Raw genomic sequence first — 16,643 nt, 5'->3', positions numbered from 1 at the left:
ATATTCTGTGATTGGGTACTTCAGGCTTACGCGAAGCTCAAATGTAACAGGATATGATCATACTATAAAGTTAATCAGTTCCTGTTCCTGTTTGCAGAGGCGACGCCATTCGACGATAGGCATACGTACCACCACGCCAATGCTGCCGTCTTCTTCGTTCCACTCTTTTTCAATTGCCTGAAGCTGGTAAAAACGGCTACGAAGACGGCCTGCCTCTGGCGGTAAGCGCAGCTCATAATGCGCAATTTCCCCCGATAAGCGCTCCGTCAACGCCTGATACAGCAACGGGATACCTTCACCGCTGGCGGCGGACAGCCACACCCGGATCGGTAAGTTTTCATCGTTGCGGTCGATACGCGGGACAAAATCATCCAGCATATCTATTTTGTTCATCACTAAAAGTGTAGGGATCTCATCCGATTCAATCTCTGCCAACACGGTATTGACCGCTTCAATGTTTTCATCGACGCGGGTATCCGCGGCGTCGATTACATGTAACAGCAAAGATGCCTGACGCGTTTCTTGCAGCGTCGCCTTGAAGGCGGCCACCAGATCGTGCGGCAGGTGCCGGATAAAGCCTACGGTATCCGCCAACACGGTATCGCCCACGTCGGCCACGTCAATGCGCCGCAGGGTAGGATCCAAAGTGGCAAATAGCTGGTCTGCCGCGTACACATCGGCGGACGTAATTCGGTTAAACAGGGTGGATTTACCGGCGTTGGTATACCCTACCAGCGAAACGGTCGGCACTTCAGCACGGGTACGCGCACGTCGGCCCTGTTCACGCTGCTTAGCTACCCGCTCCAGGCGGCGTAGAATCAAGCTAATGCGATCGCGCAACAGACGACGGTCGGTCTCTAACTGGGTTTCCCCTGGCCCGCGCAGGCCAATCCCCCCCTTTTGACGCTCAAGGTGAGTCCAGCCACGAACCAAACGCGTGGCGATGTGACGCAACTGCGCCAGCTCTACCTGCAGCTTACCTTCATGGGTACGGGCACGCTGGGCAAAGATGTCTAGAATCAACCCGGTGCGATCGATCACCCGGCATTCGCACAGGCGTTCAAGATTTCTCTCCTGCGCTGCGGAAAGGGAGTGATCAAACAGGACAACAGATGCGCCACTGGCTTTTACCGCGTCTGCAATTTCTTCGGCCTTTCCTTCACCGACAAAGTATTTGGGATGCGGGGCTTTGCGGCTACCAGTCACCACTTGCAAAGCTTCGACACCCGCAGAGGACACCAGGGATTCGAACTCACTGAGATCTTCTGTGTCTTTGTCTTGCGAGAAATAGATATGAACCAGGACGGCCTGCTCACCGGCTTCATAACGGTCAAACAAGCGTGCAACCTCTCAAACGGGAACCCGTGAGTTTGGGGGACATAAACAGCCCACGGCTGCTTATGCTCCCCTTCATGGTTGACTCGCAACGCGCTTTATTCAGCGTCATCGCTTTCCTGCTGCGGCTGTTGCGGCGCAGACGGATTGTTACCATGGTGATAGTTACTGGTGCCGCCGCTCGGGGTATTGCTATGGTGCGAAACCGGGCGTGACGGGACAACGGTAGAGATAGCGTGCTTATAAACCATCTGGCTCACCGTGTTTTTCAACAGGATGACAAACTGGTCAAAAGACTCAATCTGGCCTTGCAGCTTAATACCATTCACCAAATAAATAGAAACCGGAACACGTTCACGACGCAATGCGTTCAGGAACGGATCTTGCAAAGATTGCCCCTTAGCCATTCTATCTTTTCCTTATTTGCTTGTTGTTTTTAACTAAGAACCTGTCGGCTCTAAAATAAACGACCTAAAAAATTTGCGCGCTGAATACTCATCAATTGTACACAATCACTCGACCTATGCACTAACAACCTGTATTACCGAGTCCAAAGCCTCTCCCGGCTTCTCGCTGTCCAGCCAATGTACCGAGTTCCAGCCTCGTAACCAGGTCATTTGGCGCTTGGCCAACTGACGCGTTGCGCAAATACCACGATAAACCATCTCATCGTAACTAATTTCGCCAGATAAATATGACCACATCTGGCGATAACCGACACAGCGAATGGAAGGCAAATCCGTATGCAAATCACCCCGTGCAAAAAGTGCACGCGCTTCCGTCTCAAAACCTGCCGCCAACATTTGATGGTACCGCAGCGCTATGCGTTGATGGATCAACTCACGGCTGGTCGGCGCTATCGCAAATTGGTGAACATGATACGGCAACGATTCACCCGAAATTTTAGTCAGTTCCGTTAAAGTTTTACCCGAAATAAAAAAAACTTCCAGTGCTCTGGACAGTCTCTGCGGATCATTAGGATGAATTCTCAGTGCCGCAACCGGGTCAATCTCTTGTAACTGACGGTGTAAAACGTCCCAACCCTGCTCCGCCGCCTGCTGTTCGATACGCTCTCGCACCGCCGGATCGGCAGGCGGCAGCGGCGATAAACCTTCCAACAGCGCCTTGAAGTAAAGCATGGTGCCTCCCACCAGCAGCGGGATACGCCCGGCGGCGGTAATGGCGGCCATCTCTTTCAGTGCGTCGGCGCGAAAATCCGCGGCTGAGTAAGCTTCGGCAGGATCGCGAATATCAATCAATCGGTGCGGCGCCTGCGCCAATTCTTCAGCGCTCGGTTTAGCCGTGCCGATATCCATGCCGCGATAAATCAGCGCGGAATCCACGCTGATCAGTTCCACAGGCAGGCGTTCACGCAGCGCGATCGCCAACGCGGTCTTGCCCGAGGCGGTCGGCCCCATAATAAAAATAGCCGGGGGACGTGGTGTCATTTCAGTTTCAATCATGCGTAAGGGCTGCCAGTGCAGCCTGTAAATCAACAGGTTGTAAAAGTCCGCTCGGTGGTGATTTGACCAGCTGCGGGCAAAGTCGTTCAACGTCGGTCAGCAATTGTATCGCTTGCGAGGTGTTCCACTGCTCATGTTCGCTGCCCAAGTGGCGGGCAAACCAGGTGGCTAACACCGGGGGCGACATCTCCTGATGCTCGGCCAGATAGCCTAACAGTTCGGGTATCAGTTTTTGTAAATTTTGTTGGCGTAATGGTAAAGGTACTGCGCGCAGCGTCACACGCCCATGATCCGTCTGCAAATCCAATCCCATTTTGACCAGTAACGGCTGATGACGCACGCAAGCAGCCGCCTCTTGCTTATTCAGCGTCAGTTTGATGGGGATCAGCAGCGGCTGCGGCCGCAGGCCTTCTTCAGCCGGGTTAAGCTGCGCCTGGCGTAACCAGCGTTCGGCCACCGGCAGGTTGAGCAACATCAATTGCTGGCGACGCTCAATCAGCGCGAAGCACGGTGGGTGGATCATCAGCACCCGGCCAAAGCTGTGCTGGCTGCCGTCCAGCGGCATATCACGCTCAGCCTTTACCGGTGGGAACAGCGGTTGTTTCGGCGTTTCTGGCGCTGGCTCCACCACCGGAGCGGCCTGCATCAGTTTGCCGTAAAGCTCGCCCTCACGCTTTTGGTAGCCGTTGCCTGCCTGGTAGGCCGGTTGAGGTGCGCGCTCACGCGCAACGCCAGCCTCACTAGGCTGAGATTCACGACGCGGCGCCGGCTGCGAAAAATGGTTGCCGCCGGCAGCGACGCGATTTTCCGGCTGCCAGGTTGGCGCCGACGGTTGCTCCGGCTCATCGTCCAACAGCAGCGGCGCGTTGCCGACCTGCTGCAGCACGGTGGTTACCGCCTGATAAATAAAATCATGCACCAGCCGCGCCTGATGGAAGCGCACCTCGTGCTTGGCCGGATGCACATTCACGTCTACCTGATGCGGATCGACCTCGAGATACAGTACGTACGCGGGCTGCTGATCGTCTTTCAGTTGATCCTGATAGGCCTGGCGGATGGCATGGTTGATCAGACGATCGCGCATCATGCGGCTATTGACGTAGCAATACTGCATCTCACCCAATTGACGCGCCCCGGCAGGATCAGCCACCCAGCCGCGAATGGTCAGATCGCCGTGCTGCCAGGAAATGTTCAGCGCATGCTGCAAAAAAGACGGGCCGCAAATGCTGCCCAGGCGGCGCTCATATTGGCTCTCGTCTTTCGCTGCGCGATATTGGCGGATCAGTTTGCCGTTGTGGCTGAGGTTGATCGCCACATCGAAACGCGCCAGCGCAATGCGCCGCACCACTTCATCGATATGGCCGAATTCGGTTTTCTCGGTGCGCATGAATTTGCGCCGCGCCGGGGTGTTGTAAAACAGATCCAGCACTTCCAGCGTGCTGCCTATCGGATGCGCCGCCGGTTTGACCGTCACCGCCTGATCGCGGCCTTCGGCATAGGCCTGCCAGGCTTCATTCTGTTCCGCGGTGCGCGAGGTGAGCGTCAAACGGGAAACCGAGCTGATGCTGGCCAGCGCCTCGCCGCGGAAGCCGAGGCTGACTATGGCTTCCAGATCGTCGAGCGTGCTGATTTTACTGGTGGCATGACGGGCCAATGCCAAAGCCAGATCGTCTTTATCGATGCCACAGCCGTTATCGCGGATGCGAATCAGCTTGGCACCGCCGCGTTCGATATCAATATCAATGCGTGTCGCACCGGCATCCAGACTGTTTTCCACCAGTTCCTTTACCACTGACGCGGGCCGTTCGACCACTTCACCGGCGGCAATCTGGTTGGCAAGCTGGGGCGGTAACACCTGGATGGGCATACTGATTCCTCTAATGTGGGCGCTAGGCCTGCGGAATGGTCAGCGTCCGATCCAGCGGCGCGACGTCCGACTTCAGTTTATTCACGCGCTTCAGGTCACTGACGCTGACACCATAACGGGTAGCGATGGAGGACAAGGTATCACCGCGGGTCACTTTGTGCCTGGACGGCTTCTTCACGCTGGGTTTTGCCTTGGCGACCGTACTGACCGTCACGGCGGTTTTACCCGCCGGCACTTTAAGGCGCTGGCCGACCCACACGCCGTCTTTTTTCAACTTGTTCAGGTCACGCAACGCCGCCATGGTGGTGCCATAGCTATCGGCAATGCCGGAGAGCGTTTCGGCTCGCTTCACCACGTGGATCTGCGTTTTGCCGCTAATGCGGCTGCTGCCGGTCGAACGGGTGACCGGAGCAGGCTGACTGACGTCTTGTGTTGAGGAGTTAACCGCCGCTGCGACGTCCAGCGGTCGGTTTTCCACCTTTGGGTCGGCTTGTAGCGGGTGCGCCAGGAAATAACTGCGCAGGCCGTTGTGGATCGCCCGGGCAATTTTCTCCTGATATGCGCTACTGCCGAGCAGCCGCTCCTCCGTGCTATTACTGATAAATCCTGTTTCCACCAACAAGGATGGGATATCCGGCGAACGCAGCACGCCAAGACTGGCGTGTTCAGGACGACGTTTATGCAATGAACCGACGCTCTGCAATTGCTGCAAGACTTTTACCGCGACATCGTAGCCCACACGTTGCGAGTGACCGAACTGCAGATCCAGTACCGCCTGGCTCAGGTAAGGATCCGCCTGGCTGTTGGCCAGCAAATCACCCGCACCGCCCAGCAATTCGGACTGTTTCTCATGCTGTTCCAGCCAGCCTGCCATCTCGCTGTTGGCGCGGCGGTTGGACAGAACCCAAACCGAAGCCCCGTTGGCGCTGCGGTTTGGCGCGGCGTCGGCGTGAATGGAGACCAGCACGTTAGCGCCTTGCTTACGCGCCACGTCAGAGCGGCCCATCACCGAAATGAAGTAGTCGCCGTTGCGCGTCAACACCGGTTTAAACTGTGGATCGGCATCCAACAACGCCTGCAGGCGGCGAGCGATGGCGATAGTGACATTTTTCTCTTTCAGGCCGTTCGGGCCGATGGCACCTGGATCCTGGCCGCCGTGACCGGCATCAATAGCCACCACCACCCGGTCGCCGGAACCGGCGGAAACGCGGCTGCTGCGCGGCGTAACCTCAGATGCGGTGCCCGCAACCACGGTAGGCTTATTGGTGAAAGGATTGGAACCGCTTGGCGCTCTGCGCACCGGAGCAGGCTCTGGCTCTGGTTCAGGCTCACTCACCACCACCGGGGCTTTACGCGTCGGTGGGTTCACGACCACCGGAGCCGGCGTCGGGGATTTTCGTACCGTGGTGTTTGCGCTGCCCTCAGCGGCGATGGTGAACACCACGGTATAGACACTGCCGTTCTGGCGCGTGGCTACCCGGGTCTTTGAACGCTGAGTCAAGTCAAATACCAACCGCACGCTCTGGTCATCTTTCGGTGCGCTGGAGCGAATGCTTTTCACCAGATTCTGGCCGCTGAAATTCAGAGGCAAACCGCCCACCTTGCCTTTCTGGTTTACATCCAACACCACGCGGTCCGGGCCGTGCAAGGGGAAGAAAGCATAGTCTGGCGGGCCGTTGAAGCTCACCGATACCGTGGCTTCACGCTGAGCATTGGTGACTTTAATATCAGACAACGACGATGCGGCCAACGCACTGGCCGCACCCAAAGGCCCCAATACGGCGATCAGGGCGATTACGAGTAATTTTCTCAACGCATACGTCATTGCGGCGTCATTCCTGTGGCCCGTGAATACGGTCTAAAAGCTGGCTGCCGTAGGCAGAAACCGCCTGAATTTTTGCTTCGCGCCCCTGATCCTGGTAGCTGAGATGCAGCTCCAAATCCGGTTCCGGCAAGACGCCGGTCCCCTGCTGTGGCCATTCCACCAGGCAAATGGCATCCTGCGCAAAATAATCGCGAATGCCCATAAATTCGAGTTCTTCCGGATCGGCCAGGCGATACAAATCAAAATGGTACACCGCCAGCGGCTGCAGCGCATAAGGCTCCACCAGCGTATAAGTTGGGCTTTTAACGTTGCCCTGGTGGCCCAATGCCTGCAGAAAACCACGGCTGAAGGTGGTTTTACCGGCGCCCAGGTCACCGTAAAGGTATATTACGCTGGCGCGATCGCACGCCTTAGCCAAGGCGGTACCCAATGCGACAGTCGCTGCCTCATCCGGCAGAGGTAAAACGAGTTCTTTCATTCGATAGTTTCTATTTATGCCAACTCAGGATTAACGTAATAAGGGATTTCCGGCAATAAATCGCTCGCCAGCATCCCCCTTATTCCTTGTCTTGCCGCCACGCGATCGGCGGCTGCGCCATGCGCCACGCAACCGGCGCAGGCTGCATCATACAGTGAGAGCTTTTGCCCCAGCAAACCGCCGATGATACCGGACAGCACATCACCCATTCCACCTGAGGCCATGCCGGCGTTGCCGACGTCGGCGATCGCCATCTGGCCTTGATCATCGGCGATCAACGTACCCGCACCTTTCAGCACGGCCACGCCACCGTAATGCGCTACCAGATTACGCACTGCAAGTAAGCGGTCACTCTCAATCTCGGCGGTACGGCACCCCAGCAGGCGTGCCGCCTCCCCAGGATGCGGGGTAATCACACGATTCTGACGCTTCTCGGGATTTAATGCCAGTAAGTTCAGCGCATCGGCGTCCCATAACGCCGGTTTATCACTGGCTTGCAATATTTTCAGCGCATTCCTACCCCATTGTCCCTGACCCAGCCCTGGGCCAATCACCAGCACATCCGCCCAGTCGATCGCCTGCTGCAACCCCTCGTCGCTCAGCGGTTGCACCATCAGTTCCGGTCTGGCGGTCAGCAAGGGCCCGACATGCTCAATGTGAGTAAGTACTCGCACCAACCCAGCACCGCTGCGCAACGCAGCTTCTGCCGCCATGCGTATTGCGCCGCCAAAGCCGCGATCGCCCCCTACCACTAACAAACGCCCCTGTTCACCTTTATGTGAGCAGGGACGACGCGGCTTCAGCCACTGGGACAGCGATTCGGCAGTAAGCCGCTGAATCTGCGTCGGTTGCTTTGCCAGCCACCCCGATAATCCTAGCGTACTCTGGTGAAGTTGCCCGACCCAATCTCGGGCCTGGCCGGTCAGCAGACCCGGTTTGAGCGCGATGAAAGTCATGGTATGCGCTGCGCGAATGACGGCTCCAGGCGCTGCACCGCTTTCAGCCAGCAGGCCCGAGGGAATATCGAGTGCGATAACCGGCGCGCGGCTGCGGTTAACGGCTTCAATCAGGGCATCGTACGGCGCCCGCGGCGCACTACTTAATCCAGTACCGAGCAGGCCGTCGATGATCAGATCTATGTCTTCAGGCCAGCGGCTGTCGATGGGATGGATCTCGCCGCCGCTGGCCAACCATGCCTGTCTGGCAGCCGCCGCTTCTGAAGGCAGTGGGCGCGTGCCTTGGCAGGCAATCAGGCTGATTTTGACGCCGGCCGCCGCAGCCAGGCGGGCGACAACGTAGCCGTCACCGCCATTGTTGCCATGGCCGCACAGCACCAGCCAGTGGTGGGCGGCAGGGTATTGGTCGCACGCCAGCGTGTAAGCCGCCTCACCGGCACGTTGCATCAGTTGATAGAGTGAGATGCCCTGCGAGGCGGCGGCGTCCGCTTCCGCACGCCGGATCCAGTCCGCAGACCAGACAGAGTGTGGTAAACTGTCAGAGTATCGTTTTTCACTGTGGCCCGTCATGACTCACCCCCTCGATCTCAATCAACTCGCCCAACATATCAAGCAATGGGGGCAATCGCTAGGATTCCAGCAGGTAGGCATCTGCGACACCGATCTGAGTGCGGAAGAGCCCAAACTGCAGGCCTGGTTAGACAAACAATACCACGGTGAAATGGAGTGGATGGCGCGCCATGGCATGCTGCGCGCCCGGCCGCATGAGCTGTTGCCCGGCACGCTGCGCGTGATCAGCGTGCGCATGAACTACCTGCCGGCCAAGGCGGCCTTCGCCAGTACCTTGAATAACCCGCAGTTGGGCTATGTCAGCCGTTATGCGCTGGGGCGGGATTATCACAAGCTGCTGCGCCAGCGGCTGAAAAAACTCGGCGATCAGATCCAGGCCTACTGCGGCGAACTTAATTTCCGCCCCTTTGTCGACTCCGCGCCAGTGATGGAACGCGCACTGGCCTCCAAAGCCGGCATTGGCTGGGTTGGTAAACACTCACTTATTTTAAACCGCGAAGCCGGCTCCTGGTTCTTTCTCGGCGAACTGCTGATCGACCTGCCGCTGCCGGTGGATAAGCCTCAGGAGGAACAGTGCGGCCGCTGCGTCGCCTGTATCACCACCTGCCCAACCGGAGCCATCGTCGCCCCCTATACCGTGGACGCACGCCGCTGCATCTCCTATCTGACTATCGAGCTCGAGGGCGCCATCCCTGAAGAGTTTCGGCCGCTATTGGGCAACCGTATTTACGGCTGTGATGATTGCCAGCTTATTTGCCCGTGGAACCGCTTTTCGCAGCTCACTGACGAAGATGACTTCAGCCCACGGGCCGCGCTGCATGCGCCGCAGCTGATCGAACTCTTTGGTTGGACGGAAGAGAAATTCCTGCGCATCACTGAAGGTTCCGCCATCCGGCGTATCGGCCATTTGCGCTGGCTGCGCAATATCGCCGTGGCGCTGGGCAATGCCCCCTACCTGGATGCGGCAGTGGTGGCGTTGCGTGCTCGGTTGGAACAAGATGCGATGCTGGATGAACATATCCACTGGGCGCTGGCGCAGCAGCTGGCACGGCGTGAAGCGCAAGGCATAGAAGTGCAGACAACGCAGAAAAAACGATTGATACGGGCTGTGGAAAAAGGATTGCCGAGGGATGCCTGAAATCTCTCTTTCAGGGGCGATAGTCACTCTGTGGATTTGTGCATAAAAATAAAAATGCTTTGTCTTTCAACTGCAACAAAAAGAGCAAGTGATCGGTATAACGTTTTTCGATAATTAAATATGCTTACAAATCAATGCAATATATATTTCATTTGTGTGGCGTTGATTTTTTGAGCTGAGGGTATTATGAGCGCTACCTGTGGATAAGTCTGTTCACAACATTTCGACAGGGTATGTATAACGAGACAAAGAACCGCGCCGTTAAAGGCGTTGGACTGAGTTTGAAACGAAGAGAAAATTGGAGCGGGAAACGAGACTCGAACTCGCGACCCCGACCTTGGCAAGGTCGTGCTCTACCAACTGAGCTATTCCCGCATTGAGATGCTTTGGGCATCCGGCCATCAAACAACAACATGGCCTTTGAATTTTTTGGAGCGGGAAACGAGACTCGAACTCGCGACCCCGACCTTGGCAAGGTCGTGCTCTACCAACTGAGCTATTCCCGCGTCGCATGGGTACTACCTGATACTTTTTTTATTCATCACGCCACCTAAGCAGCATTGTTGAATTTGGAGCGGGAAACGAGACTCGAACTCGCGACCCCGACCTTGGCAAGGTCGTGCTCTACCAACTGAGCTATTCCCGCCCGGCGTATCGATGTCGGAACTAAACGAAATTCTTCATCGGTACGGGGTGCGCATTATACGAGAAATCCTTTTTGCCGCAAGCCCCTGAAAGCAAAAAAACGCGATTTTTGTTTGATTGCCGATTAAAGCGCCAAACTGACTAATTAAGCGGCGGAATCGGGAGCTTTCGGCAGTAAGGCCCCGATCAAGAGGCCCTGCATTCGTTATAGCTGGATGAAATGCTCACGGTAATAGGCCAGTTCACCTACCGACTCGCGAATATCGTCCATCGCCTGGTGGGTGCCCTGCTTCTTAAAGCCACTGAGGATTTCCGGCTTCCAACGGCGCGCCAGTTCTTTCAGCGTGCTGACGTCCAGATAGCGGTAATGGAAGTAGGCTTCCAGTGCGGGCATATAGCGGAACAGGAAACGGCGGTCCTGACCCACGCTGTTGCCGCAGATCGGAGATTTGCCCGCCGGTACCCACTGTTGCAGGAAGGCGATAGTGGCCAGCTCGGCAGCGTGGTCGTCGAACTGGCTGGCTTTCACCCGTTCCACCAGGCCGCTGCCGGTATGGGTGCGCACGTTCCAGTCATCCATCAGGGCAAGCTGTTCATCGGATTGATGTACGGCGATCACCGGCCCTTCCGCGAGAATGTTCAGATTGGCATCGGTGACCAGCGTAGCGATCTCGATAATGCGATCGCGTTCAGGATCCAACCCGGTCATCTCCAGATCGATCCAAATCAGGTTATTTTCGTTTCCTGTCATGATATTTCCTGCGTAAAAGCCAAAAGATAAACAAACTGTAGGCAAGGCGGCGACCGGCGCTGGCTGTTTACCGGCCAGGCTGCGCTGCGCGTGGCGGCTAACAACGGTTATTTAATATAAAATAGCGTGTATCATAGTCTTTTTGGTCGCCATGAGCGATAAAGCGGATTCAAGTGAGGCGCAGTGAGCAAGAACAAACTGTCCAAAGGTCAAGAACGCCGCGTGCAGGCGAACCATCAACGTCGCCTGAAACGCACCGACAAAAAACCGGAACTGGATGATTCCCAACTGGGCGAGCCGCAGGACGGCATCGTCATCAGCCGTTTCGGGATGCATGCCGACGTTGAAGCGGCGGACGGCACCCAACACCGCTGCAATATTCGCCGTACGCTACGTTCGCTGGTCACCGGCGATCGCGTTGTGTGGCGCCCTGGCGTCGGTACTCATGAAGGGGTCAAAGGCATTGTCGAGGCCGTACATGAACGTACCTCGGTGCTGACACGTCCAGATTTCTATGACGGCGTGAAACCCATCGCCGCCAATATCAACCAAATCGTCATCGTTTCGGCGATCTTACCCGAGCTTTCGCTGAACATCATTGACCGCTATCTGGTGGCCTGTGAAACGCTGGAAGTTGAGCCGCTGATCGTACTGAACAAGATCGATCTGTTGGATGCCGAAGCGCGCAAACGGGTCGACGGCATGATGGATACCTATCGCAAGATTGGTTATCGGGTGCTGGAAGTCTCCAGCCAGACGCGCGAAGGCATGGAGGCGTTTGAACAGGCGCTGGTCGGGCGCATCAGTATTTTTGCCGGGCAGTCGGGGGTCGGTAAGTCCAGCCTGCTTAACGCTCTGCTACCCGCATCCAAAGAGCAAATTCTGGTAAATCAGGTTTCCGATGTCTCTGGGCTCGGGCAACATACCACCACCGCTGCACGGCTGTATCATTTCCAGCACGGCGGCGACGTGATCGACTCCCCAGGCGTACGCGAGTTTGGCCTGTGGCACCTGGAACCGGAACAAATCACCCAAGGTTTTGTCGAATTCCGTAACTATTTAGGCGGTTGCAAGTTCCGTGATTGCCGCCACGATACCGATCCAGGCTGTGCTATCCGTGCCGCCATGGAAAAAGGCGATATCGCCAAAGAACGTTTCGACAACTATCACCGTATTCTGGAAAGCATGGCGCAAGTGAAGGTTCGCAAGAACTTCACCGATGGCGCAGACTGATAATGCCGGGCGGCGTTGACGGTGGCACAGCCAGCGTTACAATGCGCGCCCTTTACCCTTATTCAAGAGGTTAAACGTGCTGGATAGCATCAAAATTAAATTGCAGTATTGGTTACCGAAGCTGGCACTGACCCGCCTGGCGGGCTGGGGTGCGGACAAGCAGGCCGGTTGGTTGACCCAATTGGTTCTGAAGGGCTTTGCCCGTTATTACCGCGTAAACATGCAAGAGTCGCAACATCCAGAGCTGAGCGCCTACGCCAGCTTCAACGAATTCTTTGTACGCCCGCTGCGTGACGGCGCCCGCCCGATCATCAGCGACGCCAACTGGCTGGCCCTGCCCGCAGACGGTGCCATCAGCCAGCTCGGCCAGATCCACGACGACCAAATTTTCCAGGCCAAAGGCCACCACTACAGCCTGGAAGCGCTGTTGGCCGGCAACTATGTGCTGGCAGAGCCGTTCCGTAACGGTCTGTTCGCCACCACCTACCTGGCTCCGCGGGATTATCACCGCGTACATATGCCGTGCAACGGCGTGCTGCGCGAAATGATTTATGTCCCGGGAGACCTGTTCTCCGTCAACCCGCTGACCGCCGCCAACGTGCCAAACCTGTTTGCGCGCAATGAACGTGTGATCTGCGTGTTTGATACCGCCGTCGGGCCAATGGTGCAGATACTGGTCGGTGCCACCATCGTCGGCAGCATCGAAACCGTCTGGGCCGGTACAGTGACTCCGCCGCGCGAAGGCATTATCAAACGCTGGACCTATCCTGAAGAAGGCGCGGAAGGCGCTATCGTGCTGGAGAAAGGCGAAGAAATGGGCCGCTTCAAGCTGGGTTCGACGGTCATTAACCTGTTTACCCCAGGCAGCGTACAGTTCGCGCCGCAGCTGAACAACGGCACCGTGACCCGCATGGGCGAAGCCTTCGCAGAAATCCCGGCTGCGTCTGCTGCCGTTGAAACACCGCAGATCTGAAGGAATTGACGCTGTGCGCCTGATTATCACGTTATTGCTCGGTTGCTTACTGGCTCAGCCGGTGCTGGCCGCCACGGTGCCCACCGAAACCCAGCTCAAACAGGAGCTGAAGCAGGCCGAGAGCAACAAGAGCGCGCCTAATCAGGCGGAAACCACTGAGGCGTTGCAAAGCGCCCTCAACTGGCTGTCGGAGCGTAAAGAGTCGCTAACGCGCGTTGAGCAATATCAGCGCGTGATCGACGATTTCCCGAAGATGACGCAGGAACTGCGTCGTCAGTTAGCGCTGGAAGACAGCAAAATCCTGCCGAACGGCGATAACCTCCCGGCCAGCGATTTGGAACAGCAAATCCTGCAAACCAGCAGCCTGCTGCTGGAACAGGCGCGTTTGCTGCAACAAGAGCAGGAACGTACGCGGGAAATCAGCGATTCCCTCGGCCAATTACCGCAGCAGCAGACCGACGCACGCCGTGCCTTGACCGAAGTTCAGCGTCGCCTGCAAGCCCAGCCCGCCAACCCGACCACTCCGCATGCTCAGGCTGCACTGGCGTTATTGCAGGCGGAAGCCGCTGCGCGCAAGGCCAAGGTCGATGAACTCGAGCTGGCGCAACTGTCGGCCAACAACCGTCAGGAACTGGCGCGAATGCGCGCCGAAGTCTACAAAAAGCGCCACGAGAAGATTGACGTCCAACTGCAGGCGCTGCGCAATAACCTCAATGCCCAGCGGCAGCGCGAAGCCGAACTGGCGCTGGAAAAGACCGAGCAGTTGGCCGAGCAGAACGGCGATCTGCCGAAAAGCATCAGCCAACAGCTGCAAATCAACCGTGAGCTGTCCGCAGCGCTGAACAATCAGGCTCAGCGCATGGATCTGATCTCATCCCAGCAGCGTCAGGCCGCCGCGCAAACGCTGCAGGTGCGTCAGGCACTGAGCACCATTATTGAACAGGCCCAGTGGCTTGGTTCGTCATCGGCGTTGGGAGAAACCCTGCGTGCCCAGGTCGCCACGCTGCCGGAAATGCCCAAGCCGCAACAGCTTGATGGCGATATGGCCCAATTGCGCGTACAGCGCCTGCAGTTTGAAAGCCAACTGGAAAAACTGTCTCAGCGCGAATTCAAACGTGACGACGGCAGCGAACTGACCAGTGCGGAAAGGCGTATCGTCGACGCCCAGTTGCGCACTCAGAGGGAACTGCTGAACTCACTGCTGTCCGGGTGCGATACTCAGATCCTCGAGCTGACCAAGCTGAAAGTGGCCAACACCCAGTTGATCGAGGCGTTAAACGAAATCAAGGATGCCACCCACCGCTATCTGTTCTGGGTGCCTGACGTCAATCCTATCACCCTGTCCTATCCGATTAACGTCGCGCACGACCTGACGCGTCTGCTGTCGCTGGATACGCTGTCACAGCTCGGCGGCGCCTTTATGATGATGGTGACCAGCCGCGAAACGCTGATCCCCATCTTCGGTGCCCTGCTGCTGGTGATTTTCAGCATCAGCTCTCGCAAGCACTACCACGCCTTCCTGACGCGCGCCAGCAGCCGGGTCGGCAAAGTGACCCAGGACGAATTCTTCCTGACCCTGCGCACCGTATTCTGGTCGATTCTGGTGGCACTGCCACTGCCGGTGCTCTGGGCGGCGCTCGGCTTTGGCCTGCAAAGCGCCTGGAACTACCCGGTAGCCGAAGCGATCGGCAAGGGCGTCACCGCCACGCTGCCGATCCTGTGGGTATGTATGATTTGCGCCGCCTTCGCCCATCCGCAGGGGTTGTTTATCGTGCATTTCCGCTGGCCGGTGAAGCAGGTTTCACGCGCCATGCGCTATTACAAAATGTCGATCTGGCTGATAGTGCCGCTGATCATGGCGTTGATCACCTTCGACAGCCTAAAAGAACGCGAGTTTGCCAATACCCTGGGGCGGCTGTGCTTTATCCTGCTGTGTCTGGCTTTGGCCATCGTCACCAATAGCCTGAAACGCGCCGGCATCCCGCTGTACCTGGATAAAAAAGGCTCCGGCGACAACATGGTCAACACTGCGCTGTGGGGGCTGTTGCTGTCCGCGCCGCTACTGGCGGCGCTGGCCTCCGCCGTCGGCTATCTGACCACCTCTCAGGCACTGTTGGCGCGGTTGGAAACTTCGGTGGCCATCTGGTTCTTCCTGCTGGTGATTTACCACATTATTCGCCGCTGGATGCTGATCCAACGGCGACGTATCGCCTTTGACCGCGCCAAGCAACGCCGGGCCGATATTCTGGCTCAGCGCGCACGCGGTGAAGAAGAAACGCCGCATACGCCCAACAGTACCGAAGGATCGATGGACATGGATGATTCAGAGATCGATCTGGATACCATCAGCGCCCAGTCGCTCCGGCTGGTTCGTTCGATCCTGACGATGATCGCGCTGGTGTCGGTGATCGTGCTGTGGTCAGAAATCCACTCGGCCTTCGCCTTCCTGGAAAACATCTCCCTCTGGGACGTGACGTCGACGGTCAACGGCGTAGAGACCGCGCATCCGATCACCTTGGGTGCGGTATTGATCGCCATCCTGGTGCTGATCGTTACCATGCAGCTGGTGCGTAACCTGCCGGCCCTGCTGGAGCTGGCGGTACTGCAGCACCTGGATCTGTCGCCGGGCACCGGCTACGCCATCACCACCATTACCAAGTATCTGCTGTTGCTGTTCGGCGCCATCCTCAGCTTTTCCTGGATCGGTATCGAATGGTCGAAATTGCAGTGGGTAGTGACCGCGCTCAGCGTGGGGTTAGGCTTTGGTATGCAGGAGATATTCTCCAACTTTATCTCCGGCCTGATCATCCTGTTTGAAAAGCCGATCCGCATTGGCGATACCGTGACGATCCGCAACCTGACCGGTACCGTCACCAAGATCAATACCCGCGCCACCACCATTTCGGATTGGGATCGCAAAGAGATCATCGTGCCTAACAAGGCGTTTATCACCGAGCAGTTCATTAACTGGTCGCTGTCGGACAACCTGACTCGTGTGGTACTGACCGTACCGGCACCGGCAGAAGCCAACAGCGAAGAAGTGACCAAGATCCTGACCAACGCCGCCGAACGCTGTTCGCTGGTGCTGGATAATCCGGCACCGGAGGTTTATCTGGTCGATCTGCAGCAGGGTATCCAGATCTTTGAACTGCGTATTTACGCCGCCGAGATGGGCCACCGCATGCCGTTGCGTCACGAGATCCATCAGTTGATCCTGTCCGGCTACCGCGAGCACGGCATTACGCTGCCGTACCCACCATTCCAGGTACGCAGCGAGACGCTGTCCCGCCTGACCAGCAACGGTCGTACGCCGGCCTCCACACCGACGCCCAACACCAAACGCGAATCGGGCAGTTTGTAACCGCAGCATGCAAAAAGGGTTCGGCTATGGCCGAACCCTTTTTTTATC

At 57.1% G+C, this 16,643-nt stretch carries 12 protein-coding genes and 3 tRNA genes; 4 read left to right on the top strand and 11 right to left on the bottom strand.

Annotation, left to right across the window (positions count from 1 at the left end):
- Positions 1-57: 57 nt before the first annotated feature.
- From hflX to nnr, 7 genes are all read right to left on the bottom strand, one after another.
- A complete protein-coding gene (gene hflX, locus LQ945_RS15095; protein WP_020824906.1) occupies positions 58-1,338 on the bottom strand; it encodes a ribosome rescue GTPase HflX in 1,281 nt (426 codons plus the stop codon).
- 95 nt (positions 1,339-1,433) lie between these two features.
- Positions 1,434-1,742 (bottom strand): RNA chaperone Hfq, encoded by a 309-nt coding sequence (gene hfq / locus LQ945_RS15090; RefSeq protein ID WP_012004894.1) that lies wholly within the window; start codon positions 1,740-1,742, stop codon positions 1,434-1,436.
- Between the two features lie 114 nt (positions 1,743-1,856).
- Positions 1,857-2,798 (bottom strand): tRNA (adenosine(37)-N6)-dimethylallyltransferase MiaA, encoded by a 942-nt coding sequence (gene miaA, locus LQ945_RS15085; RefSeq protein WP_044553936.1) that lies wholly within the window; start codon positions 2,796-2,798, stop codon positions 1,857-1,859.
- Positions 2,791-4,665: a DNA mismatch repair endonuclease MutL gene (gene mutL / locus LQ945_RS15080; RefSeq protein WP_270101112.1), complete on the bottom strand. Its 1,875-nt coding sequence runs from the start codon at positions 4,663-4,665 to the stop codon at positions 2,791-2,793. The genes miaA and mutL overlap by 8 nt, the downstream gene beginning before the upstream one ends.
- 22 nt (positions 4,666-4,687) lie before the next feature.
- Positions 4,688-6,490: an N-acetylmuramoyl-L-alanine amidase AmiB gene (gene amiB / locus LQ945_RS15075; RefSeq protein ID WP_270101110.1), complete on the bottom strand. Its 1,803-nt coding sequence runs from the start codon at positions 6,488-6,490 to the stop codon at positions 4,688-4,690.
- Positions 6,491-6,497: 7 nt separating this feature from the next.
- Positions 6,498-6,968, bottom strand: coding sequence for a tRNA (adenosine(37)-N6)-threonylcarbamoyltransferase complex ATPase subunit type 1 TsaE (gene tsaE / locus LQ945_RS15070; protein ID WP_020824902.1), 471 nt, complete (start codon positions 6,966-6,968; stop codon positions 6,498-6,500).
- Positions 6,969-6,982: 14 nt separating this feature from the next.
- Positions 6,983-8,494, bottom strand: coding sequence for a bifunctional ADP-dependent NAD(P)H-hydrate dehydratase/NAD(P)H-hydrate epimerase (gene nnr, locus LQ945_RS15065; RefSeq protein WP_270101108.1), 1,512 nt, complete (start codon positions 8,492-8,494; stop codon positions 6,983-6,985).
- Here nnr and queG point away from each other — a divergent pair.
- Positions 8,493-9,632: a tRNA epoxyqueuosine(34) reductase QueG gene (gene queG, locus LQ945_RS15060; protein ID WP_182820954.1), complete on the top strand. Its 1,140-nt coding sequence runs from the start codon at positions 8,493-8,495 to the stop codon at positions 9,630-9,632. The two genes, nnr and queG, sit on opposite strands and share 2 nt — an antisense overlap.
- A gap of 299 nt (positions 9,633-9,931) precedes the next feature.
- Here queG and LQ945_RS15055 read toward each other — a convergent pair.
- From LQ945_RS15055 to orn, 4 genes are all read right to left on the bottom strand, one after another.
- Positions 9,932-10,007, bottom strand: a tRNA-Gly gene (locus LQ945_RS15055).
- A 55-nt stretch (positions 10,008-10,062) separates the two neighbouring features.
- A tRNA-Gly gene (locus LQ945_RS15050) sits at positions 10,063-10,138 on the bottom strand.
- 64 nt (positions 10,139-10,202) lie between these two features.
- A tRNA-Gly gene (locus tag LQ945_RS15045) sits at positions 10,203-10,278 on the bottom strand.
- 204 nt (positions 10,279-10,482) lie between these two features.
- Positions 10,483-11,028 carry an oligoribonuclease gene (gene orn / locus LQ945_RS15040; protein WP_044553930.1) on the bottom strand — a complete coding sequence of 182 codons (546 nt, stop codon included), beginning with the start codon at positions 11,026-11,028 and terminating at the stop codon, positions 10,483-10,485.
- A gap of 183 nt (positions 11,029-11,211) precedes the next feature.
- Here orn and rsgA point away from each other — a divergent pair, with 183 nt between their 5' ends.
- From rsgA to mscM, 3 genes are all read left to right on the top strand, one after another.
- Entirely contained in the window at positions 11,212-12,261 is a 1,050-nt protein-coding gene (gene rsgA / locus LQ945_RS15035; RefSeq protein ID WP_270101106.1) for a small ribosomal subunit biogenesis GTPase RsgA, read from the top strand.
- Positions 12,262-12,337: 76 nt separating this feature from the next.
- Positions 12,338-13,234, top strand: a complete 897-nt coding sequence (gene asd / locus LQ945_RS15030; protein ID WP_044553929.1) for an archaetidylserine decarboxylase — start codon at positions 12,338-12,340, stop codon at positions 13,232-13,234.
- A 13-nt stretch (positions 13,235-13,247) separates the two neighbouring features.
- On the top strand, positions 13,248-16,595 hold the full coding sequence (gene mscM / locus LQ945_RS15025; RefSeq protein WP_044553928.1) for a miniconductance mechanosensitive channel MscM: 3,348 nt from the start codon (positions 13,248-13,250) through the stop codon (positions 16,593-16,595).
- Positions 16,596-16,643 lie beyond the last annotated feature (48 nt).

Source organism: Serratia liquefaciens (assembly GCF_027594825.1).
Taxonomy (GTDB): domain Bacteria; phylum Pseudomonadota; class Gammaproteobacteria; order Enterobacterales; family Enterobacteriaceae; genus Serratia; species Serratia liquefaciens_A.
Note: the sequence above shows the minus strand (reverse complement) of the source record. Positions and strands in the feature narration are given on the sequence as shown.

Excerpts from the sequence above, each read along its gene's own strand:
- queG (WP_182820954.1), top strand. The coding sequence starts at position 8,493 with ATGACTCACCCCCTCGATCTCAATCAACTCGCCCAACATATCAAGCAA.
- hfq (WP_012004894.1), bottom strand. The coding sequence starts at position 1,742 with ATGGCTAAGGGGCAATCTTTGCAAGATCCGTTCCTGAACGCATTGCGT.
- mutL (WP_270101112.1), bottom strand. The coding sequence starts at position 4,665 with ATGCCCATCCAGGTGTTACCGCCCCAGCTTGCCAACCAGATTGCCGCC.
- orn (WP_044553930.1), bottom strand. The coding sequence starts at position 11,028 with ATGACAGGAAACGAAAATAACCTGATTTGGATCGATCTGGAGATGACC.
- amiB (WP_270101110.1), bottom strand. The coding sequence starts at position 6,490 with ATGACGTATGCGTTGAGAAAATTACTCGTAATCGCCCTGATCGCCGTA.
- miaA (WP_044553936.1), bottom strand. The coding sequence starts at position 2,798 with ATGATTGAAACTGAAATGACACCACGTCCCCCGGCTATTTTTATTATG.
- tsaE (WP_020824902.1), bottom strand. The coding sequence starts at position 6,968 with ATGAAAGAACTCGTTTTACCTCTGCCGGATGAGGCAGCGACTGTCGCA.
- nnr (WP_270101108.1), bottom strand. The coding sequence starts at position 8,494 with ATGACGGGCCACAGTGAAAAACGATACTCTGACAGTTTACCACACTCT.